The organism is Streptomyces sp. iso_384, assembly GCF_056172905.1.
Genome location: NZ_JBWBTT010000001.1, coordinates 6,052,807 through 6,072,417 on the forward strand (window position 1 = coordinate 6,052,807; position 19,611 = coordinate 6,072,417).

Here is a 19,611-nt window from a genome sequence, read left to right on the forward strand (position 1 = left end):
GACTTCAGCCTCGCAACTTCGGGTCGAGGGCCTCGCGCATGGACTCGCCGAGCAGGGTGAAGCCGAGGGCCGTGATGATGATCCCGACGGCCGGATAGGCGGCCATCATCGGCTCGTTGTCGAAGAAGCGCTGCGCCTGGGAGAGCATCACGCCCCACTCGGGAACGGCCGGGTCGGGGTTGCCGAGGCCCAGGTAGGACAGGGCCGCGGCCTCGATGATCGCGGTGGCGAGGCTGAGCGTGGCCTGGACGATCACGGGGCTCAGCGAGTTCGGCAGGATCTGCGTGAGCACGATCCGCTTGCGCCGGATGCCGACCGCCTTCGCGGCGAGCACGTAGTCCGCACCGCCCTGGACCAGCATCGAACCGCGCAACAGGCGGGCGAAGATGGGGATCTGGACGACACCCACGGCGATCATCACGGTGGTCAGAGACTGGCCGAGGACCGCGGCGATGGAGACGGCGAGCAGCAGCGAGGGCAGGGACAGCATGATGTCGGTGAAGCGCATGATCACGGTGTCGACGCGCTGGCCGATCTTGCCGCCGAGGGTGGCGGCGGCGCCGGAGCCCACCCCGACCAGCGCACCGACGATCAGGCCGATGAGCATGGAGACGACACCGACGAGCAGCGTCTGCCGGGCTCCGACGAGCCAGCGGGAGAACATGTCGCGGCCCAGGTGGTCCAGGCCGAACCAGTTCTCGCCGCGCATGCCGACGAACTTGCCCTGGTTGGGGAAGACTTCACTGCGCCAGTTCTGCGCGGTGGGCCCGTGCGGGGCGACCCAGGGACCGACGATCGCGACGACGACGAACACGGCGATGATCGCCGCGCCGATGACGGCCATCTTGCTGGACCGCATCCTGCGGAACGCCTCGCGCCACAGGCTGGTGCCGGTGACGGTCTCGGAGCTCTGGGTCAGCTCGGCGAGACGGTCGATCTTGTCTGCTTTGTTGGTCATGATCGTCACGTCAGTGCACCCGCACTCTCGGGTCGATGATGCTGTACGCGAGGTCGACCAGGAGGTTGATGAGCACGTACACCATCGCGATGAAGAGAATGAATCCGACGAGGACCGGGTAGTCACGGCCGTCGATCGCGGTACGGATGAAGGAGCCGATGCCGCCGAAGTCGAACACGGACTCGGTGAGCACCGCTCCGGAGAGCAGGCTGCCGGTCAGCAGGCCGACCGCGGTGATCACGGGCAGCAGGGCGTTGCGCAGCACGTGGCGGCCGCGCACGGTCTTCTTGTCCAGGCCCTTGGACTCGGCGGTGCGGATGTAGTCCTCGCCGAGCACCTCCAGGACGCTGGCGCGGGTCATCCGGACGATCACGGCGAGCGGGATCGAGGCCAGCGCGACGGCGGGCAGGATCAAGTGCATGATCGCGTCCCAGCTCGCGTCGAATTCGCCGGTCAACAACCCGTCCAGTACGGAGAATCCGGTGATGTCGGTGGCGTTGAGTCCGGTGGTCAGCCGGCCCTGGCTCGGGAACCAGCCCAGTTCCACGGAGAAGATCCCGCGCAGCAGCATGGCCAGGAAGAAGACCGGGATGCAGATGCCGAGGAGGGATCCGGAGACGGAGGCGACGTCCAGCCATCCGCCGCGGTGCTTGGCCGCCAGGTAGCCCATCGGGATGCCCACGGCCACGGCGATCAGGATGGCTGCGACGCTGAGCTCCACGGTGGCCGGGAAGCGCAGGGTGAATTCGTCCCACACCGGCTGGCCGGTCTGGGTGGAGGTTCCGAGGTCGAGCTCGAAGATGCGCTTGAGGAACCGCCAGTACTGGACGTGGACCGGCTCGTCGAGCCCGAGTGCCCGGTTGATTCTCGCTACTTCGGCTTCGGTGGCCCGCTCGCCCAGGATCGCTGAGGCGGGTCCGCCGGGCAGTCGGTTCAGCCAGAGGAACAGCAGGACCGACAGGCCGAGCAGGGTGGGAATGAGCTGGAGAAGTCTTCTTACGACGAGTCGCAGCACCCCGCATGCCCCTTTCTCACGTGCGTCGATGCGGGTCCGCCCGGCCACCTGGTTGCTGTGGCCGGGCGGACCCGCTGGTGTGCGATTACTTGAAGGAGACCTCGGCGAAGTTCTCCTGCGTCAGCGGGGAGACCTTCGGCGGGTTGACGTTCTTGGCGAACGCGATGGCCGGCGGCGACGACGAGATCGGCACGCCGGGGACGTACTCCGCGATCGCCTCGTTGGCCTTCTTGTAGGCCTCGGTGCGGGCGGCCGGGTCGGTGACCTTGGAAGCGGCGTTCACGGCGTCGAAGACCTTCTGGTCCTTGAAGCCCCACTGCTTGTCCGGTCCGGCGAACCAGGTGCCGATGAAGTTGTAGCCGTCGTTGAAGTCACCGGTCCAGCCGAGCATGTGCAGGGCGCAGGAGCCCGCCTCGGTGGCGTCCAGGTAGTCCGGGGCCCACTTCATGGCCTTCGGCTTGATGGTGATGCCGGCCTTCTCCAGGTCGGCCTTCATCAGCTCGAACATGTCCTGCGGGGCAGGCATGTACGGGCGGGTGACCTCGGTCGGGTAGCAGAAGTCGATGCTGAGCTTCTCCTCGCCGGCCTGCTTGAGGAGGTCCTTCGCCTTGGCGGTGTCGAACGGGTACGTCTTCACCTTGTCCGAGAAGCCGGCGACCGTGTCGGGCATGAACTGGGTCGCGACCTTGCCGCCCTCGGGCAGCTGGGTGTTGACGAGGTTCTCGCGGTCGATGGCGTGCGTGATCGCCTGACGGACCTCGGGCTTCTTCAGCGCCGGGTTGGCCGACTGGCTCATGCCGAGGTAGAAGATGTTGAAGACGTCACGGGTCGGAACCTCGTAACCCTCCTTCTCCAGGGTCGTCACATCGGCCGGCGCGACCAGGTCGTAGCCGTCGATGTCACCGGCCTGGAGCGCCTGGCGGCGGGTCTCCTCGGTGGAGATGGTGCGGAAGACCAGGTTCTTCACCTTGGCCTTTTCGCCCCAGTAGCCGTCGAAGGCCTCCAGGGAGACCTCCTTGTTGCCCTTGTTCCACTTCACGATCTTGTACGGGCCGGTGCCGGCGACCGTGCCGGCCTCCTGGCTGTACTTCGGGTACGTGATCGCGTCGCCCTTGGCGGTCGCGTTCTGCTTCGCGTACTCCTTGAGGGCCTTCGGCGAGTGGATCGCCAGGGCCTGGAGCGAGAAGCCGCCCGGGAGGTTCGCCGAGGGCTCGTTGACCTCGATGACCGCCGTGTTGTCGTCCTTGGCGGTGCAGGACTTGTAGTTCGCCTTGGGCGTCTCGGGGTCCTCGTTCTTCGCGAACCCGCCCATGATGGTCTGCCAGTAGTAGGAGACCGCGCTGGACTGGTACGTGCCGGTCCAGTTGAACCAGTAGTCGTAGTTCGCGCAGACCGCGGCGGCGTTGAACGCCTCGCCGTCGTGGAACTTCACGCCCTTGCGCAGGTTGAACGTCCAGACCTTGCCGGCCGGGTCGCTCTCCCACGTCTCGGCGAGGCCGCCGACGAGCTTGCTCCCACCGGGCTCGTGCTCCAGGAGCGCCTCGAACGCCTGACGGGTGACGCGGAACGTCTCGCCGTCGCTCGCGAGGGCCGGGTCGAGGGAACCGGGGTCACCGGCTCCGGCGAAGACGAAGGTGTCCTTCTCGCCCCCCTTGGAGCCGCCTTCGTCCCGCTCGCTGGAACAGCCCGTGGCGATCAGCCCGACAGCGACCGCTGTCGTGATCGCCCGGACAGCCCGGGACTTGAATATTCGCATGGGTCCACCCCTGGTTCGCCATGTGGTGAGGTTTGATGGCCGCACACTACAGACGGTGCCCGCCGCAAGAGAACAGTCCGGATAGCGGTGAGACCTAGTCGAGACCCGGACAGTTAACAAACCGTCCAGTTCCGGGACATCCTCCCGGGGGAAGTTAACAAGCCGGACATCGAGGGGTGTTCGACGGAGGGTGACCGGGGACGGAGACGGCGGGCACACAGGGGCGGAGACGGCGGGCGCGCCCGACCGCTCGACCCTGGTCCGGGCCGGCCCGCCTGCGCCGGCTTCGCCGCACGCTTCCGCTCATCGGTTCACACGCGCAGGTGCGCGACAGGGAGTTCCGCAGGCGCGGCGCTGTACGCCTCGGGCACATCCACGCTGCGAACCGCCGACCACGCCGCTCGGGTCACCCGTCAGAACGCCGTCGAGGAGTCCTGCGCGGGGCCGGCCGGAGTGACCGGCCGGGCGCTCCGGGGCTCAGCGGGGCTGGGGCGGGTAGCCGTATCCGGGGGCGGCGAGGGGCGGCGGGCCGGCGGGGGCGTGGGCCTCGCGGTCGTAGAAGGGGCGGGCGTTCGCGCGCAGCCACATGCCGACCGGGTCGTACTCGTCGGACAGGGCGACGGTGGAGACGGGCAGCCCGTCGGGGACCGCCGCGACCGACTGCCGCATCATCTCGCGCACCGATTCGACGGCGGCGCGGCCGGTGTCGTAGAGGTCCAGGCCGATCGCGAGATACGGGACGCCGACCGCCGGGTGCACCCAGGCGCGGCGCAGCGAGCGGATCGCGGGGGTGCGGTGGGCGTTCTGGGTGAGCAGGGCGTAGAACTGCGGGAGCTCGATGGCGGGTTCGGAGAGCCGGAGCGGTCCGGCGGGCAGCCGGTCCAGGCCGGTGGCGATGCGCCGCAGGTCGAGCCAGGGGATGCCGACGCCGCCGCCCGGGGCGTGCGGGTTGAGCCAGATGCCCCAGCGGTCGGGGAAGAGGGCGCGGGCGATATCGCGTCCGGTGACCAGCTCGTGGGAACGGTTCCAGCCACTGGCGGAGAGCTCCTGGGCGGAGGTGACGCAGGGCGCGTACCCCAGGCCCTCGATCTCCATGTTGCCGTACTGGGCGTCCGGCGAGCCCGCCGTGCCGTGCCAGAGCAGCATCCAGATCCGGCCCTCGGCGACCGCGGCGAGCAGCGCCTCGTAGGTGTCGTAACGCCCGGGGGTCACCTGGCGCAGCATGTGCTCGACCTTCCCGGCCGCCGCGGTGCCTGACGCACTCACCCTGGGTCCCGCCCCTCGTCGATCCATCGCGTTCGCGCCACCGCTCCCGGGCACACGGGAGCGACCACGCCATCAAACCAGCTTATGCGCCACTTCTGACACCGACTTGACGCCACGGTCCGGCGGCACCCGGTCCGGTCGCCGCCGTCGGGCCTCGTACCGGTGGATCAGTGGCCCTCGCGCCGGTAGAACGGGCGCACCTTCTCCCGCATCCAGTCGCCGACGAGGTCCTGGGCCACGTCCAGCAGGACCAGGTTCACCGGCCAGGGCACCTGGACCCGGCCCAGCGCCCGGCCGATGGCGTCCATGGGCACGCTCTGGCCCGCACCGTCCCAGGTGGCGAACTCGACGCCGACGAAGAGGACCGGGTCACCGCCCTCGATGCTGGCCAGCGACCGGCGGGCGGTGCTCACCACGCCGGTGGCCTCGAACTCCTCGGACACGGCGGTGAGGAAGTCGACCGGGTCGTGCTGCCAGTCCGGTTCGTACAGCTTGACCCGGCCGCCGGTGGCGGGCCCGTCCAGGGCGGTGCGCCCGGCCCGGCAGAGCTCGGCGACGGCGGGCGGCGGAAGCGGTATGCCGACCGCGCCGCCGGGGTTCACCGCGATGCCGACCTGCGGGGGCAGGCCCCGGGCGAAGTCGCGGGCGGGTGCGACGGCGAAGGACATGTGGCTGCCGACGCAGCTGAGGAACTGGGCCTCGGAGCTGAAGACGGGGACGAAGGCCGCGCCGTCGATCTCCATCATCGGCAGGTCGAGGTCCGCGCTCGCGGGGCTGCCGCCGCTCGGCAGCGGCACCCAGACGGAGCTGCGGCCGAGCACCTCGACGAGGCGGCCGCCCGCGTCCGGGACGCCGAGCGAGGCCGTCAGCACCTCTTCGAGCTCGTTGGCGGGCCACCCCTGCTGGGGGTGCGCCGGTGCGGGTGCCGGAATGTCCACTGCCTCTGTGCCCTCTCTCGCCCCTCGGCCGCCGCGCGCGGCGGCCGTCGTGCTCCGGCCAGCACCCTAACCTTCAGCGGCTTGCGGCGGCCTCGGCCTCCGTGAAGGAGATCCGTCCGAGCGCCCCCGCAGCCGGCCGGTCCAGCAGTACCGCGGAGGCACAGCCGGCGGGCAGCAGCCCCTGCTCGGTGTCGCGGAGCAGCCGGGCCACCGCGTTCCGGTGGCGGGCGAAGGCGTAGCCGGAGACCCCGCGGCCGCGCTCGCGCTGCCCCTGCCGGGCCACCTCGGGCGTCACGTCCAGCAGGATCAGATGAAGGGCGCTGCCCCGGCTCACCGCGTGCCGGGCGAGCCAGCGGCGTACCCAGACCTGGGTGCCGCAGTCGTGCACGACGACGGATTCACCGGAGCGCAGGGCGTTCCAGAGGCCGAGGTAGTGCGCGGCGCGCACCAGGGGGCGGTAGAGGGCGTAGGGAAGTAAGCGGGGCAGGGCCGCGGCCCAGCTGTCGCGGGTGTTCTGGGAGTCAATGGCGCGGCCGCGCACGGCCCGCCGGATGAGGGTCGACTTCCCGCTGCCGGGGAGCCCGGAGACGACCACGACGTCACCGGCGGTGAAATCGAGGCAGTACGGGGCGCAGCGGACGCGCCCGCGCAGATCACGTACCACCGGCGCACCCCGTGTGAGCTGCTCTCTTACGGGTGCGCCGGGTTGTGCGGGCATCGCGTCATGCGCGACCCCCGCGGTCGGTACCGACCGCTGCAACGTCATCGCCCATCCCCCTGCCGTCGGGTCACCCACGCCTGCTCCTGAAGTGTAAAGAAAAGGCAATACGGCACAACCGACCTCGCCGTCTTCCCCCGCGTGGGGACCGGGCCCCCACTCTCCCCCGATGCGTGCGATGATGACCCCGCCAACTGCATACCGGCCGTTCGAATCCGCGCGGGAGAGTTCCGGCCACAGTGTGAGCCGGGCGCCGAAGGAGCAAGATCCTCCCTTGAATCTCTCAGGCCCCGTACCGCGTGGATGAGGCAGATCTGAAAAGCGAGCCGCCCCGCGGCTCCACCCAAGGTGCAAGCCGAGCCCTGTGAACAGGGGCGCCCCCAGGGGCATACCCCGTCAGGGGCTATCGGCGAACCTCTCAGGTTCCGATGACAGATGGGGAGGATTTTCCGTCCTGACGTCGTCATGCCCTGGAGCCGTATCCATGAGCACTGCCCCCCGTCTCACCGCCCTCGACGCGCTGCACCGCTCGCTCGGCGCCACCATGACCGACTTCGCGGGCTGGGACATGCCGCTGCGGTACGCCAGTGAGCGCGACGAGCACAACGCCGTACGCACCCGCGCCGGGCTCTTCGACCTGTCGCACATGGGCGAGATCACCGTCACCGGTCCCGAGGCCGCGGCCTTCCTGAGCTACGCGCTGGTGGGCAACATCGCCACCGTCGGCAACGGCCGGGCCCGCTACACGATGATCGTCCAGGAGGACGGCGGGATCGTGGACGACCTGATCGTCTACCGCTTGGGCGAGACCGAGTACATGGTGGTCGCCAACGCGGGCAACGCCCAGATCGTGCTGGACGCGCTGACCGAGCGCGTCGGCGGCTTCGACGCCCAGGTGCGCGACGACCGGGACGCGTACGCGCTGCTCGCGGTCCAGGGCCCGGAGTCGCCCGCCATCATGAAGGCCGTCACCGACGCCGACCTGGACGGGCTGAAGTACTACGCGGGCCTGCCGGGCACGGTCGCCGGGGTTCCGGCGCTCATCGCCCGTACCGGCTACACCGGCGAGGACGGCTTCGAGCTGTTCGTCGCGCCCGAGCACGCCGAGCAGCTGTGGCGGGCACTGACCGAGGCCGGCTCCGCGCACGGCCTGATCCCCTGCGGCCTCTCCTGCCGGGACACGCTGCGCCTGGAGGCGGGCATGCCGCTGTACGGGCACGAGCTGACGACCGCGCTGACCCCGTTCGACGCGGGCCTCGGCCGGGTCGTGAAGTTCGAGAAGGAGGGCGACTTCGTCGGCCGGGAGGCGCTGAAGGCCGCCGCCGAGCGCGCCGAGACCGCCCCGCCGCGCAAGCTGGTCGGCCTGGTCGCCGAGGGCCGCCGGGTCCCGCGCGCGGGCTTCCCGGTCGTGGCCGACGGCAAGGTGATCGGCGAGGTCACCTCCGGCGCCCCCTCCCCGACCCTGGGCAAGCCGATCGCCATGGCCTACGTGGACGCGGCCTTCGCCGCCCCGGGCACCGAGGGCGTGGGCGTGGACATCCGGGGCACGCACGAGCCGTACGAGGTCGTCGCGCTGCCGTTCTACAAGCGCCAGAAGTGATATCCCGGAAGAACCAGTAGTTTCCGGGCCTTCTCACCGCACGCAGGCGTCACAGAAGTGACGTACCTCCGTCTCACACCGCAAGACCACCGTTCATCAGCACTCCCCCGCGTACAGGAGAATTCAGGTCATGAGCAACCCCCAGCAGCTGCGGTACAGCAAGGAGCACGAGTGGCTGTCGGCCGTCGAGGACGGCGTGGCCACGATCGGCATCACGGAGTACGCGGCCAACGCGCTCGGTGACGTCGTCTACGCCCAGCTCCCGGAGGTCGGCGACACGGTGACCGCGGGTGAGACCTGCGGCGAGCTGGAGTCGACCAAGTCCGTCAGCGATCTGTACTCGCCGGTGACCGGTGAGGTGACGGCGGCCAACCAGGACGTCGTGGACGACCCCTCGCTGGTGAACTCCGCTCCCTTCGAGGGCGGCTGGCTGTTCAAGGTGCGCGTCGCGGAGGAGCCGGCCGATCTGCTCTCCGCCGACGAGTACACCGCGTTCTCCGGCAACTGAGACCTTAAGGGACCCCCTGATGTCGCTTCTGAACTCCTCCCTCCACGAGCTGGACCCGGACGTCGCCGCCGCCGTCGACGCCGAGCTCCACCGTCAGCAGTCCACCCTCGAAATGATCGCCTCGGAGAACTTCGCTCCGGTCGCCGTCATGGAGGCGCAGGGCTCCGTCCTCACCAACAAGTACGCCGAGGGCTACCCCGGCCGCCGCTACTACGGCGGCTGTGAGCACGTCGACGTCGTCGAGCAGATCGCGATCGACCGGATCAAGGCCCTGTTCGGCGCCGAGGCCGCGAACGTCCAGCCGCACTCCGGTGCGCAGGCGAACGCCGCCGCGATGTTCGCGCTGCTGAAGCCGGGCGACACGATCATGGGCCTGAACCTGGCCCACGGCGGTCACCTGACCCACGGCATGAAGATCAACTTCTCCGGCAAGCTCTACAACGTGGTCCCGTACCACGTCGACGAGAGCGGCACCGTGGACATGGAGGAGGTCGAGCGCCTCGCCAAGGAGTCCCAGCCGAAGCTGATCGTGGCCGGCTGGTCCGCCTACCCGCGCCAGCTGGACTTCGCCGCCTTCCGCCGGATCGCGGACGAGGTCGGCGCGTACCTGATGGTCGACATGGCGCACTTCGCGGGCCTGGTAGCGGCCGGGCTGCACCCCAACCCGGTGCCGCACGCCCATGTCGTCACCACCACCACGCACAAGACCCTCGGCGGTCCGCGCGGCGGCGTGATCCTCTCCACCCAGGAGCTCGCCAAGAAGATCAACTCGGCGGTCTTCCCGGGTCAGCAGGGCGGCCCGCTGGAGCACGTGATCGCGGCCAAGGCGGTCTCGTTCAAGATCGCGGCGGGCGAGGAGTTCAAGGAGCGCCAGCAGCGCACCCTGGACGGCGCGCGCATCCTGGCCGAGCGCCTGGTCCAGCCGGACGTCACCGAGGTGGGCGTCTCCGTCCTCTCCGGCGGCACCGACGTGCACCTGGTCCTGGTCGACCTGCGCAACTCCGAGCTGGACGGCCAGCAGGCCGAGGACCGGCTCCACGAGCTGGGCATCACGGTCAACCGGAACGCCATCCCGAACGACCCGCGTCCCCCGATGGTCACCTCGGGCCTGCGGATCGGCACCCCGGCGCTGGCCACCCGCGGCTTCGGCGCCGAGGACTTCGCAGAGGTCGCGGAGATCATCGCGTCCGCCCTCAAGCCGTCCTACGACGCGGACGACCTCAAGGCCCGCGTGGTCGCGCTGGCCGAGAAGTTCCCGCTCTACCCCGGCCTGAAGTAACAGCTGACCTGCGGTTCCGCACGTTCGGACGGGGCACCGCGCACACTGAACAGAGTGAGCGCGGTGCCCCGATCCGTGTCCCCGATGATCCTTCTTGTTCCGCTTGCCCCGCTTGTCCCGCACCATCCAGGCAGACAACGGCGTCTTCCAACCCCAAGGAGTACTCCCGTGGCCATCTCGGTCTTCGACCTCTTCTCGGTCGGCATCGGCCCGTCCAGCTCCCACACGGTGGGCCCGATGCGCGCCGCCCGGATGTTCGCGCGCCGCCTGAAGAACGAGGGCCTGCTCGCGCACACCGCGTCGATACGGGCCGAGCTGTACGGCTCCCTCGGCGCGACCGGACACGGGCACGGCACGCCCAAAGCGGTCCTGCTCGGCCTGGAGGGCGAGTCCCCGCAGACCGTCGACGTGGAGACGGCCGACGCCCGGGTCGAGACGATCCGCTCCACCGGCCGGATCAATCTGCTCGGCATGCACGAGATCCCGTTCGCCTTCGACGACGACCTGATCCTGCACCGCCGCAAGGCGCTCCCGTACCACGCCAACGGCATGACGATCCTCGCGTCCGACACCGAGGGCGCGCCGGTCCTGGAGAAGACGTACTACTCGGTCGGCGGCGGCTTCGTCGTCGACGAGGACGCGGTGGCCGGCGAGAACCCGATCGTCCCGGACGACACCGTCCTGCGGCACCCCTTCCGCACCGGCGACGAGCTGCTGCGCCTGTCCCGCGAGACCGGCCTGTCCATCTCCTCGATGATGCTGGAGAACGAGCTGGCCTGGCGCACCGAGGCGGAGATCCGCGCCGGGCTGCTGGACATCTGGCGGGTCATGCAGGCCTGCGTCTCGCGCGGCATGTCGCGCGAGGGCATCCTCCCCGGCGGCCTCAAGGTCCGCCGCCGCGCCGCGAACTCGGCCCGCCAACTGCGCGCCGAGGGTGACCCGCAGGCCCACGCGATGGAGTGGATCACCCTCTACGCGATGGCGGTCAACGAGGAGAACGCGGCGGGCGGCCGCGTCGTCACGGCCCCCACCAACGGCGCCGCGGGCATCATCCCCGCCGTTCTGCACTACTACATGAACTTCGCGGCGGGCGGCTGCACCGAGACGGAGAAGGAGGACAGCGTCGTGCGCTTCCTCCTCGCGGCCGGTGCGATCGGCATGCTGTTCAAGGAGAACGCCTCGATCTCCGGCGCCGAGGTCGGCTGCCAGGGCGAGGTCGGCTCGGCCTGCTCGATGGCGGCCGGAGCCCTGGCCGAGGTGCTCGGCGGCTCCCCCGAACAGGTGGAGAACGCCGCCGAGATCGGCATGGAGCACAACCTGGGCCTGACCTGCGACCCGGTCGGCGGCCTCGTCCAGATCCCCTGCATCGAGCGCAACGGCATGGCGGCGGTGAAGGCGGTCACCGCGGCGCGGATGGCGCTGCGGGGCGACGGCAGCCACAAGGTCTCCCTCGACAAGGTCATCAAGACCATGAAGGAGACCGGGGCGGACATGAGCGTCAAGTACAAGGAGACGGCGCGCGGCGGGCTCGCGGTGAACATCATCGAGTGCTGAGGGTGGAGGCCGGGTGCTGAGCATGACGGCCGGGTGCCCGGCATTGATCGGGTATCCGTGAATCCGCCTCCTCGGATATCGGCGGGCGCGGCCGTGGCATAGCTTCGGGCCGCGGTGACCGGGCTTACGGAGGGAACCTGCGCGCGTCGTCCTTCGGGGTCCCAGCCGGAAGGGCACTGCGCCCTGCGTGTGGCAGTCGGCCGGGTGCGTTCCGCTGCGCGCCGTTCCGCCGAAGGCCTTCCGTACGCCCGGCACCGGCATCCTCCCCCGCGCGCGGGCCGTGACCGCGGGCGACCGTCCGTGAAGAGGTGCGTCCGTTGTCGTTCGCCCAGAATGGGCCTGGGCGCACTGTGGTGGGTCCGGGCCACGGGACGACGGAGAGCGAGGGTGGCGACGTGATCGCGACGTGTGGTTCTGCCCTGCGGTCCCTCGTCCGCGCTTTCGCCGACCCGGACGCCGGGCCCGTGCTGTTGTACGTAGAGGGCGCCGCCGGGCTGGGCAAGAGTCATCTGCTGCGAGAGCTGGCCGGCCTGCCCGAGACCCCGGATGTGGCACGCCTGTGGTGGCGGTGCGGAGCCGGGGACGGGCAGCAGATGGCGGACGACCCCTGGGGGAAGCCGACCCTGCTGCTGGTGGACGACGTCCATCGGGCGGACGAGGACGAGCTGCGGCGGCTGCGGCGGGTGCTGGAAGGGCTGCAGCCGGGCTCGGCGGCCGCGGTGACCTATCGCCCCGAGGAGCTCCCCGTTCCCGGCCTGCCGCTGGGCGGTGCGGCGATGGCCTATCCCTTCCGGCTGACGGTGCTGACGCACCGGCCGACGCCCTGGGACCAGGAACGCGTCCGGCAGGCGGCCGCGGAGGTCCTGGGCGAGAGCGGCTGTACGGCCGAGGCCGTGGGCACGCTGCACGAACGCACCGGTGGGGTGCCCCGGGTGGTCGTCGATCTGCTGGCCCTGCTGCGGGAACAGCGGCCGGCCTTCACCGGCACGGCCGCCGAGGTGGCCGCGGCCGGGGTGCCGACCCGCCTGGCGGAGCTGGTGCTCAGCCGTACGTACGCGTTGCCCTCGGCGCACCGGCCGCTGGTCTGGGCGGCCGCCGTCCTCGACGGGCCCGCCGCCCGGGACGAGCTGATCGCGGTGTCGGGGCTCGGGGCCGTGCCCGGGAGCGACGCGCTGCTGCGGGCCCTGGAGAGCGCGGCCCTGGCGGAGCTGGGCGAGGGGCGCTACGGCTTCGCCGCCCCGCTGGCGGCCACCGCCGTACGGGACACCGTGCCCGGGCCCGTACGGCAGGATCTGCACCGGCGGGCGGCCGGTGTGCTCAGCCGCAGGCAGCCGGTGGTCTGGGCGGCCGTGGGCGAGCACCACCGGGCGGCCGGTGACGACCGCCGGTGGCTCAGGGCGGTGGAGAAGGCGGCCGAGTCGGCGGCCGCGTCCGGCCGGCACCAGGAGGCGATCACCCTCCTGGAGCGGACGCTCGCCGCCCCCGGCATCCCGCCGCAGGCCCGGGCCCGGCTGGCGCCGCTGCTGGCCCGCAACGCGGTGACCGGGCTGCGCTCGGACCAGACCGTGGAGGTGCTCGCGCAGATCGTGCAGGACGCGGACCTTCCCCCGGCCGTACGCGGTGAACTGCGGCTCGACCTGGGGCTGATGCTCTCCAACCAGATGGGCCGGTTCGCCGACGGCTGGCGGGTGCTGGAGATCGCCGCCGCCGAACTGCGCGAGGTGCGGTCCGTGCTGGCCGCCCGCGCCATGGCGGCCCTGGTCACCCCGTACTGGCCGGGCGCCTCCCTCGACGTCCACCGGGGGTGGCTGATCAAGGCCGTGGCCGCGGCGGACGACAGCGGGGACGAGGCCATGCGAACCGCCGTACTCGCCAACCATGTCGGTCTCGCCATGAGTTGGGCCGATCCCGAGGCGTGGGACCTGGTGGAGCGGCTGCCCGTGCAGAGTACTGACCCCGCGTGCGTCCGGCAGGCGGCGCGCGGTCTGTGCAACGCCGCGGACTCCGCCGTCTGGCTCGGCTTCTACCGGCGCGCGGACCGGCTGCTGGCCGAGGGGCGTGAGCTGGCCGCCCGCAGCGGCGCACCGTACACCGAGCACAGCGCGTCGGGGACCCGGCTGCTCCAGGAGTGGTGGACCGGCCAGTGGCTGGGCCTGGCACGGAGGTGCGAGGAATTCATCGCCGACACCGCGGACATGCCGTTCCTCGCCTCCGACGCCTACGTCGTACGCGGCTTGCTCGCCGTGGCCCAAGGGGACTGGGGGGAGGCCCGGTCCTGGCTGTCCCAGCGGGGTACCTTCGGGACGGAGAATCTGCCGGTGCCCCTGGGCGCGACCGCGGCCGGCGCGGTGATCCGTCTGACGCTGGCCCGCCAGGAGGTGGCGGACGCGGCGGAACAGGCGCGGGCCGCGTGGACGGTGGTGGCCGAGAAGGGGGTGTGGCCCTGGGCCGCGGAACTCGCGCCGTGGGCCGTGGAGGCGCTGGCGCGCGCGGGCGACACGACCGGAGCGCACGCCATGGTCCGCGACTTCGCCCAGGGTCTCGGGGCGGCGGACGCGCCCGCGGCCAGGGCCGCGCTGGTCTGGAGCCGGGCCGTCCTCGCCGAGAGCGAGGCGCTGGCCCAGGGGAATCCGAGTGGTCTGCTGACGGCCGCGGAGTCGTACCGGAAGGCGGCGGCGGCTTACGCGGAACTGCCCCGCCCCTACAGCCAGGCGCTGGCCACGGAGTGCGCCGGACGCTGTGTGCTCGCGGCGGACGCCGCAGGCGAGGCGGGCGGTACCGACGGGGCGGGCGGTGCGGGATCGACCGAAGGCGATGCGGCCGGCGGCGCGGAAACCGACGGCGCCGGAGCGTCAGCGGCGGGCGATGCGGCTGCCCCGGCCGGCGACGGCTCCTCCACCGCGTCCGCGATCGCCGAACTGGAGTCCTGTGCCCAGCACTTCACCGACCTGGGCGCGGTCTGGGACGCGACGCGGGCCAGAGCCCTGCTGCGCACCCGGCAGCCGGCCAGGAAGGGCCGGCCGCCCGGACGCCCGTCGCACTCCGACCAGCTGTCCCCCCGGGAGGCGGAGGTCGCGCAGCTCGCGTCCTCCGGCCTGACCAACCGGGAGATCGCCGCGACCCTGCATCTCTCCCCGCGGACCGTGGAGCAGCACATCGCCGGTGCCATGCGGAAGACCGGCGCGCTCTCCCGCCGCGATCTCGTTCACCGGCTCTGACGAGGCCCCAGGGGCAGAAAGGTCCGGCCGGCCCGGAAGCTCCGGTCGTGCTCCCATACGGCCACGGTCGCGGCCGTCCAGTCGAACACCCAGCCGGACCGCACCCCGCGCGCTCCCCAGCCGTCCGGACGCCGGCGCGGAATGGCGAAGCCGGCCTTCTGTGCGGCGACCGCCGCGTCGCACGCCTCGCGTGCGATGCGCAGGGCATCCGACCCGGTCTCCGCGCACCCGGTGAAGACGTGCAGGCCGCACCGCTCGGGCTGCAGAGCGTTCCGGGTGGGGACATTGACCTGGAAGTAGAGCTCGCCCATGACGCCATCTCCTCGGTGTCGCGGTTTCCTGCCCTTCCGGCGCGGGCTGCGACGGATGCTCGCCGACGGGGCTGTTTCCTCGCGCCGGATCCGCCCCTGGCAGGTTCTCCCAACGTACGAGGTGCGTCCGGTCCTCAATATCCGGAATGACCCGATCACCTATACGTATCTCGTGCGCGTCCCGTACGTACCCCGGCACCCCACGGGCGGTCCCGGCCGCGCTCGCCGTACATCCGGGCGACCGGAGCCCGGCGACGGCGGGCGGGCGGCGCGTCCACCGCATCCGGCCCGTACCGGAGCCGGCGGGCCGGGGCGTACAACGCCGTATCCGTGATTCCCGCCTACGGATAAAAAATGCGCACGCTCGGTCACCAGGTTCCACCCACCGACGCACAACGTCGCCATGCCCATGACCAAGGACCATGGGCACCTCCATGACATTCATCAGCCCCGGACTCGTGGCAGGATCCTTCGTACTGCTGTTCGCCAGTGGCTGCCAGTCATCTCCGGCCGAGACCGCGGACGAAAAGCCGATCACCATCGGGACGTCCAGTGTTCCGGCGGGACTGGACCCCGCCGGGGTGTACGACGCCGGCTCCTGGGCGGTCTTCACGAACATCTGTCAGAACCTGCTCACCTTCGAGCCGGGGTCGCCCACCCCGAAGCCCGACGCGGCCGAGTCCTGCGCCTTCACCTCCGCCGCACTCACCACCTATCGGTGCGAGCTCCGTGACGGCCTCACGTTCTCCAACGGAAATCCCCTCACCGCGACGGCGGTGGAGCGGTCCTTCGAACGCATTCTGCGCATCCGCGATCCGCTGGGGCCGGGACCGCTGTTCGCGGACCTTCTCTCCGTGGACGCCAAGGGTTCGCTGGTGACCTTCCATCTCGCGACCGCGGATGCCACCTGGCCCTACCCGGAGGCGGATCCCGTGTATGCGGCCGAGCGCCTGCGGTCCGCCGGCGTCACCACTCCGGTGCGCATCAGACTCGGCCACCAGACCGGTATCGCCGCCGTCGAGGCACGCGAACTGAAGGAACAGTGGGAGAAGGACGGCCTGTTCCGGGTGGAGCTGGTCGAGGAGCGCGACTTCACCACGTATCAGAAGCGCGGTCAGAAGGGCGAGTTCGACGTCAACCTCTACCAGTGGATACCTGATTTCCCGGACGCGGACACCTTTGTCCAGCCGCTGGTGGGGACCGGCAACGTCCTGGGCAACGGCTACACGTCGGCCGAGGTCGACCACGCCATCAGGGACACCCAGCGGTTCACCGACCGCGGCAAAGCCATGCAGCGGTTCCGGGCGGTCCAGGACACGATCGCGAAGGACGCTCCCCTGATCCCCGTCCGGCACAGACAGCGCCAAGTGGTGGGGCGTTCCACCGTCCTGGGCGGGCATCTCCTGGCCGATGACGCGATCTGACGACTGTGGGAACTCCGCCGGCTCTGAACCCCGGGGCCGATACGGATCCCCTCGCATTATCTGCGTATCCGTGAATGCGTCGATCCGAGTATCCCGCCGGACGCCGGGCCTCAATAGTTCGGCTCGCGGCGAGTTCTGAACTCACCGTCGGACAGGGCCCGGCGCTTCACCCCCCATACGGGTCTCTGGCTGTCATCCGGAAGGAATCAGCGTGCGCAACACTCGTAAGTACAGCCTTGCCGCCGCGGGCGTCCTGCTCTCGGCCGCCACGGTTCTGGGAACACAGACCATGGCCCAGGCGCAGGACGGGACGGCCACTCCCCGCTACCAGCCCGAGATGGTCCGGGCGTTGGCCGCTTCGCTCGGTGTGAGCGAGCAGGCGGCGGTCGACCGGCTGGACCGGCAGGACGCCCAGCAGGCCAAGCTCGCCGGACTGCGGAAGCGCGGCATAGCCGGCGACGGGGCGTTCTTCGACACCTCGGGCCGACTGACCGTCAACGCCGACGACCGGGCCGAGGCGGCCCGGATCGAGAAGGCCGGCCTCGACGCCCGCGTGCCGGCCAGAGGCCAGGCCGTACTCGACGGGATCAAGGCCGAGCTGGACCGCCTCGCCGCCGGGAAGACTCCCTCCGGTGTGGTCGCCTGGTCCGTGGACCTGCCCGCCGACCAGGTGACCGTGAAGGTCAACAACGACCGGGGCGCCGCCGCCAAGGCCTTCCTCGCCAAGGCCGCCGAACACGGCTCCGCCGTCCGGATCGTGCGGGGCCAGGAGAAACTGGAGGCCAAGGCCGCCATCTACCCCGGCAGCAAGATGACGTTCAACAACACCACCCGGTGGTGCTCCGTCGGCTACGGCGCCCGTGACAGCGCCGGCAAGCAGTACCTGGTGACCGCCGGGCACTGCGTCACGAACACCCTGCGCTACGACGGTGCGGCGTTCGCCCAGGGCTACAGGACCCGGTACGCACTCGGCACCCGCAGCGTCGACATGGGCATCCTGACCATCAACTCCGGTCACTCCATCACCACCAGCGTCGGAACCTGGGGGAACACCAACCCGGTCGCCGTCCGGGGCGGCAGCCGCGCCTCGTCCGGCGCCGCGGTCTGCAAGTCCGGTGCCACCACCGGCTGGACCTGCGGCACGATCGGCTCGTACAACAACACCGTCACCTACGTCGACCTCAACGGCGGCCCCGACACCGTCGTCAGCGGCCTCGCCACCTCCAGCGTCTGCGTGGAGGGCGGCGACAGCGGTGGCGCGTACATCTCCGGAAACCAGGCCCAGGGCATGACCTCCGGCGGCCCGACCAACCAGAAGTGCACCGGCGGGGTCAACTCGCGCGGCTCCTCCTACTTCCAGCCGCTCGACGACGCCCTCCGCCACTACGGGCTGGCGCTCAACACCAACTAGGCACCGACGAGGCGCCAACGGGATACCCCTCACAGAACCGGCCGGGGGCCGCTCGCGAGACCGGCGAGCGGCCCCCGGTCGCGCCATCGCCCCCCATTAAGGGACAAACCGCCCGATATGTTGCTAGCTTTCCCTGGTTGGCCGATGACCGCATAGACGAGGGAAACCATGAGCCATGCCGAGGCCCCGCCGCGACCGGCCGCCAAACTGACGCTCCCGACCCTGACCGCGATGGTGGTCGGATCGATGGTCGGGGCCGGAGTCTTCTCGCTGCCGCGGCGGTTCGCGCAGGAGACCGGGGTCGCGGGGGCCCTGATCGCCTGGGCGGTCGCCGGGACGGGCATGCTGATGCTCGCCTTCGTCTTCCAGGCGCTCGCCGTGCGGCGGCCGGACCTGGACGCCGGGGTCTACGCCTACGCGAAGGCGGGGTTCGGCGAGTACCTCGGCTTCTTCTCCGCCTTCGGCTACTGGGCCAGCGCCTGCGTCGGCAATGTCACCTACTGGGTGCTCATCATGTCGACGGTCGGCGCGGTGGCGCCCGCGCTGGGCGACGGCGACACGGTGACGGCGGTGGTCGTCTCCTCGGTGGGGCTGTGGGGGTTCTTCCTGCTGATCCGGCGGGGCGTGAAGGAGGCGGCGGCGATCAACCGGATCGTCACCGTCGCGAAGGTCGTGCCGATCCTCTTCTTCGTCGTGCTGACGCTCTTCTACTTCGAACCGTCCGTCTTCGCCGAAAACTTCAGCGGGACCGACGAGGCCGGCACCCTCTTCGACCAGGTCCGGGGCACCATGCTCGCGACCGTCTTCGTCTTCCTCGGCGTCGAGGGGGCCAGCGTGTACTCGCGGCACGCCAAGCGCCGCGAGGACGTCGGCCGGGCCACCGTCCTGGGCTTCCTGAGCGTGTTCGCCGTCTTCGCCTCCGTCACGATCGTCAGTTACGGACTGCTGCCGATGGCCGAGATCGCCGAGCTGCGGCAGCCCTCGATGGCCGAGGTGCTGGAGTCGGCCGTCGGGACATGGGGGAAGGTCTTCATCAGCGTCGGCCTCATCGTCTCCGTGCTCGGGGCCTATCTGGCCTGGGCCCTGATGGCCGCCGAGGTCCTCTTCGTCGCCGCCAAGGACAAGGACATGCCCCGCTTCCTCGGGCAGTCGACCGCAGCCGACGTACCGGAGAACGCGCTGCTCCTGACGACGTGTCTGAGCCAGATCGTGCTCGTCGTGACGCGCTGCTCCGACGACGCGTTCACCTTCGCCCTCGATCTGACCAGCGCGCTGAGCCTGATCCCGTTCCTGCTGGCCGCCGGCTTCGCGGTGAAGGTCGCGGCCCGGCCGGGGCGCTGGGGCGCGGTGGGGCGCTCCACCCGGCGCGAGCTGGTCGTCGCCGTCGTGGCGACGCTCTACACCGCGTTCCTGCTGTACGCGGCCGGGCCGAAGTTCGTCCTCGTCTCGCTCATCCTCTACGCCCCGGCGACCTTCCTCTTCGTCAAGTCCCGCAGGGAGCAGCGGCGCAGGCTCTTCTCCCCCGGCGAGGCGGTCATCTGCGCGGTGTCGGTCATCGGCGCGGCGGTCGGGATCGCGGCCCTGGCCGCCGGCTGGATCGAACTCTGAGCGCCCGCTCCTCACCGCGCCGTCCCCCCACCGAGTGAAAGGCCCAC

General features: G+C 70.8%; 15 protein-coding genes and 1 riboswitch. Of the genes, 8 read left to right on the forward strand and 7 right to left on the reverse strand.

Features of this window, described 5'->3' with window-relative positions; all coding sequences use genetic code 11:
* Window positions 1–4 precede the first annotated feature (4 nt).
* The 6 genes from AC0VY3_RS27090 to AC0VY3_RS27115 form a co-directional block, all read right to left on the reverse strand.
* Complete coding sequence (locus AC0VY3_RS27090; RefSeq protein WP_103511992.1) at window positions 5–967, reverse strand: ABC transporter permease; 963 nt, start codon at window positions 965–967, stop codon at window positions 5–7.
* 1 nt (window position 968) lies between these two features.
* Window positions 969–1,973: an ABC transporter permease gene (locus AC0VY3_RS27095; protein WP_103511991.1), complete on the reverse strand. Its 1,005-nt coding sequence runs from the start codon at window positions 1,971–1,973 to the stop codon at window positions 969–971.
* 85 nt (window positions 1,974–2,058) lie between these two features.
* Entirely contained in the window at window positions 2,059–3,729 is a 1,671-nt protein-coding gene (locus AC0VY3_RS27100; protein WP_103511990.1) for an ABC transporter substrate-binding protein, read from the reverse strand.
* A gap of 477 nt (window positions 3,730–4,206) precedes the next feature.
* Entirely contained in the window at window positions 4,207–4,995 is a 789-nt protein-coding gene (locus AC0VY3_RS27105; protein WP_030079031.1) for an enhanced serine sensitivity protein SseB C-terminal domain-containing protein, read from the reverse strand.
* Window positions 4,996–5,162: 167 nt separating this feature from the next.
* Window positions 5,163–5,933, reverse strand: a complete 771-nt coding sequence (locus tag AC0VY3_RS27110; RefSeq protein WP_103511989.1) for an enhanced serine sensitivity protein SseB — start codon at window positions 5,931–5,933, stop codon at window positions 5,163–5,165.
* A gap of 73 nt (window positions 5,934–6,006) precedes the next feature.
* Window positions 6,007–6,699 (reverse strand): AAA family ATPase, encoded by a 693-nt coding sequence (locus AC0VY3_RS27115; RefSeq protein ID WP_103511988.1) that lies wholly within the window; start codon window positions 6,697–6,699, stop codon window positions 6,007–6,009.
* A gap of 162 nt (window positions 6,700–6,861) precedes the next feature.
* Window positions 6,862–6,959: riboswitch (glycine riboswitch) on the forward strand.
* Window positions 6,960–7,135: 176 nt separating this feature from the next.
* On the opposite strand from AC0VY3_RS27115, the gene gcvT reads away from it, so the two are divergent.
* The 5 genes from gcvT (at window position 7,136) to AC0VY3_RS27140 (ending at window position 14,810) form a co-directional block, all read left to right on the forward strand.
* Window positions 7,136–8,251: a glycine cleavage system aminomethyltransferase GcvT gene (gene gcvT, locus AC0VY3_RS27120; protein ID WP_103511987.1), complete on the forward strand. Its 1,116-nt coding sequence runs from the start codon at window positions 7,136–7,138 to the stop codon at window positions 8,249–8,251.
* 130 nt (window positions 8,252–8,381) lie between these two features.
* Complete coding sequence (gene gcvH, locus AC0VY3_RS27125; protein WP_006127740.1) at window positions 8,382–8,759, forward strand: glycine cleavage system protein GcvH; 378 nt, start codon at window positions 8,382–8,384, stop codon at window positions 8,757–8,759.
* Between the two features lie 19 nt (window positions 8,760–8,778).
* The gene (gene glyA, locus AC0VY3_RS27130) at window positions 8,779–10,038 is read left to right on the forward strand and encodes a serine hydroxymethyltransferase (RefSeq protein ID WP_242741052.1); all 1,260 of its coding nucleotides are present in this window, start codon (window positions 8,779–8,781) and stop codon (window positions 10,036–10,038) included.
* A 168-nt stretch (window positions 10,039–10,206) separates the two neighbouring features.
* Window positions 10,207–11,592 carry an L-serine ammonia-lyase gene (locus AC0VY3_RS27135; RefSeq protein ID WP_103511986.1) on the forward strand — a complete coding sequence of 462 codons (1,386 nt, stop codon included), beginning with the start codon at window positions 10,207–10,209 and terminating at the stop codon, window positions 11,590–11,592.
* A gap of 395 nt (window positions 11,593–11,987) precedes the next feature.
* The gene (locus AC0VY3_RS27140) at window positions 11,988–14,810 is read left to right on the forward strand and encodes a helix-turn-helix transcriptional regulator (RefSeq protein WP_475550804.1); all 2,823 of its coding nucleotides are present in this window, start codon (window positions 11,988–11,990) and stop codon (window positions 14,808–14,810) included.
* Here the strand turns inward: AC0VY3_RS27140 and AC0VY3_RS27145 are convergent.
* Window positions 14,798–15,121, reverse strand: coding sequence for a hypothetical protein (locus AC0VY3_RS27145; protein ID WP_103511984.1), 324 nt, complete (start codon window positions 15,119–15,121; stop codon window positions 14,798–14,800). The two genes, AC0VY3_RS27140 and AC0VY3_RS27145, sit on opposite strands and share 13 nt — an antisense overlap.
* Window positions 15,122–15,555: 434 nt before the next feature.
* On the opposite strand from AC0VY3_RS27145, the gene AC0VY3_RS27150 reads away from it, so the two are divergent.
* The 3 genes from AC0VY3_RS27150 to AC0VY3_RS27160 all read left to right on the forward strand — a co-directional run bounded on the left by AC0VY3_RS27150 (window position 15,556) and on the right by AC0VY3_RS27160 (window position 19,564).
* A complete protein-coding gene (locus tag AC0VY3_RS27150; RefSeq protein ID WP_475550805.1) occupies window positions 15,556–16,545 on the forward strand; it encodes an ABC transporter substrate-binding protein in 990 nt (329 codons plus the stop codon).
* A 211-nt stretch (window positions 16,546–16,756) separates the two neighbouring features.
* Window positions 16,757–17,956 (forward strand): S1 family peptidase, encoded by a 1,200-nt coding sequence (locus AC0VY3_RS27155; RefSeq protein WP_475550806.1) that lies wholly within the window; start codon window positions 16,757–16,759, stop codon window positions 17,954–17,956.
* 168 nt (window positions 17,957–18,124) lie between these two features.
* Entirely contained in the window at window positions 18,125–19,564 is a 1,440-nt protein-coding gene (locus tag AC0VY3_RS27160; protein ID WP_475550807.1) for a basic amino acid/polyamine antiporter, read from the forward strand.
* The last annotated feature ends 47 nt before the right edge of the window (window positions 19,565–19,611 follow it).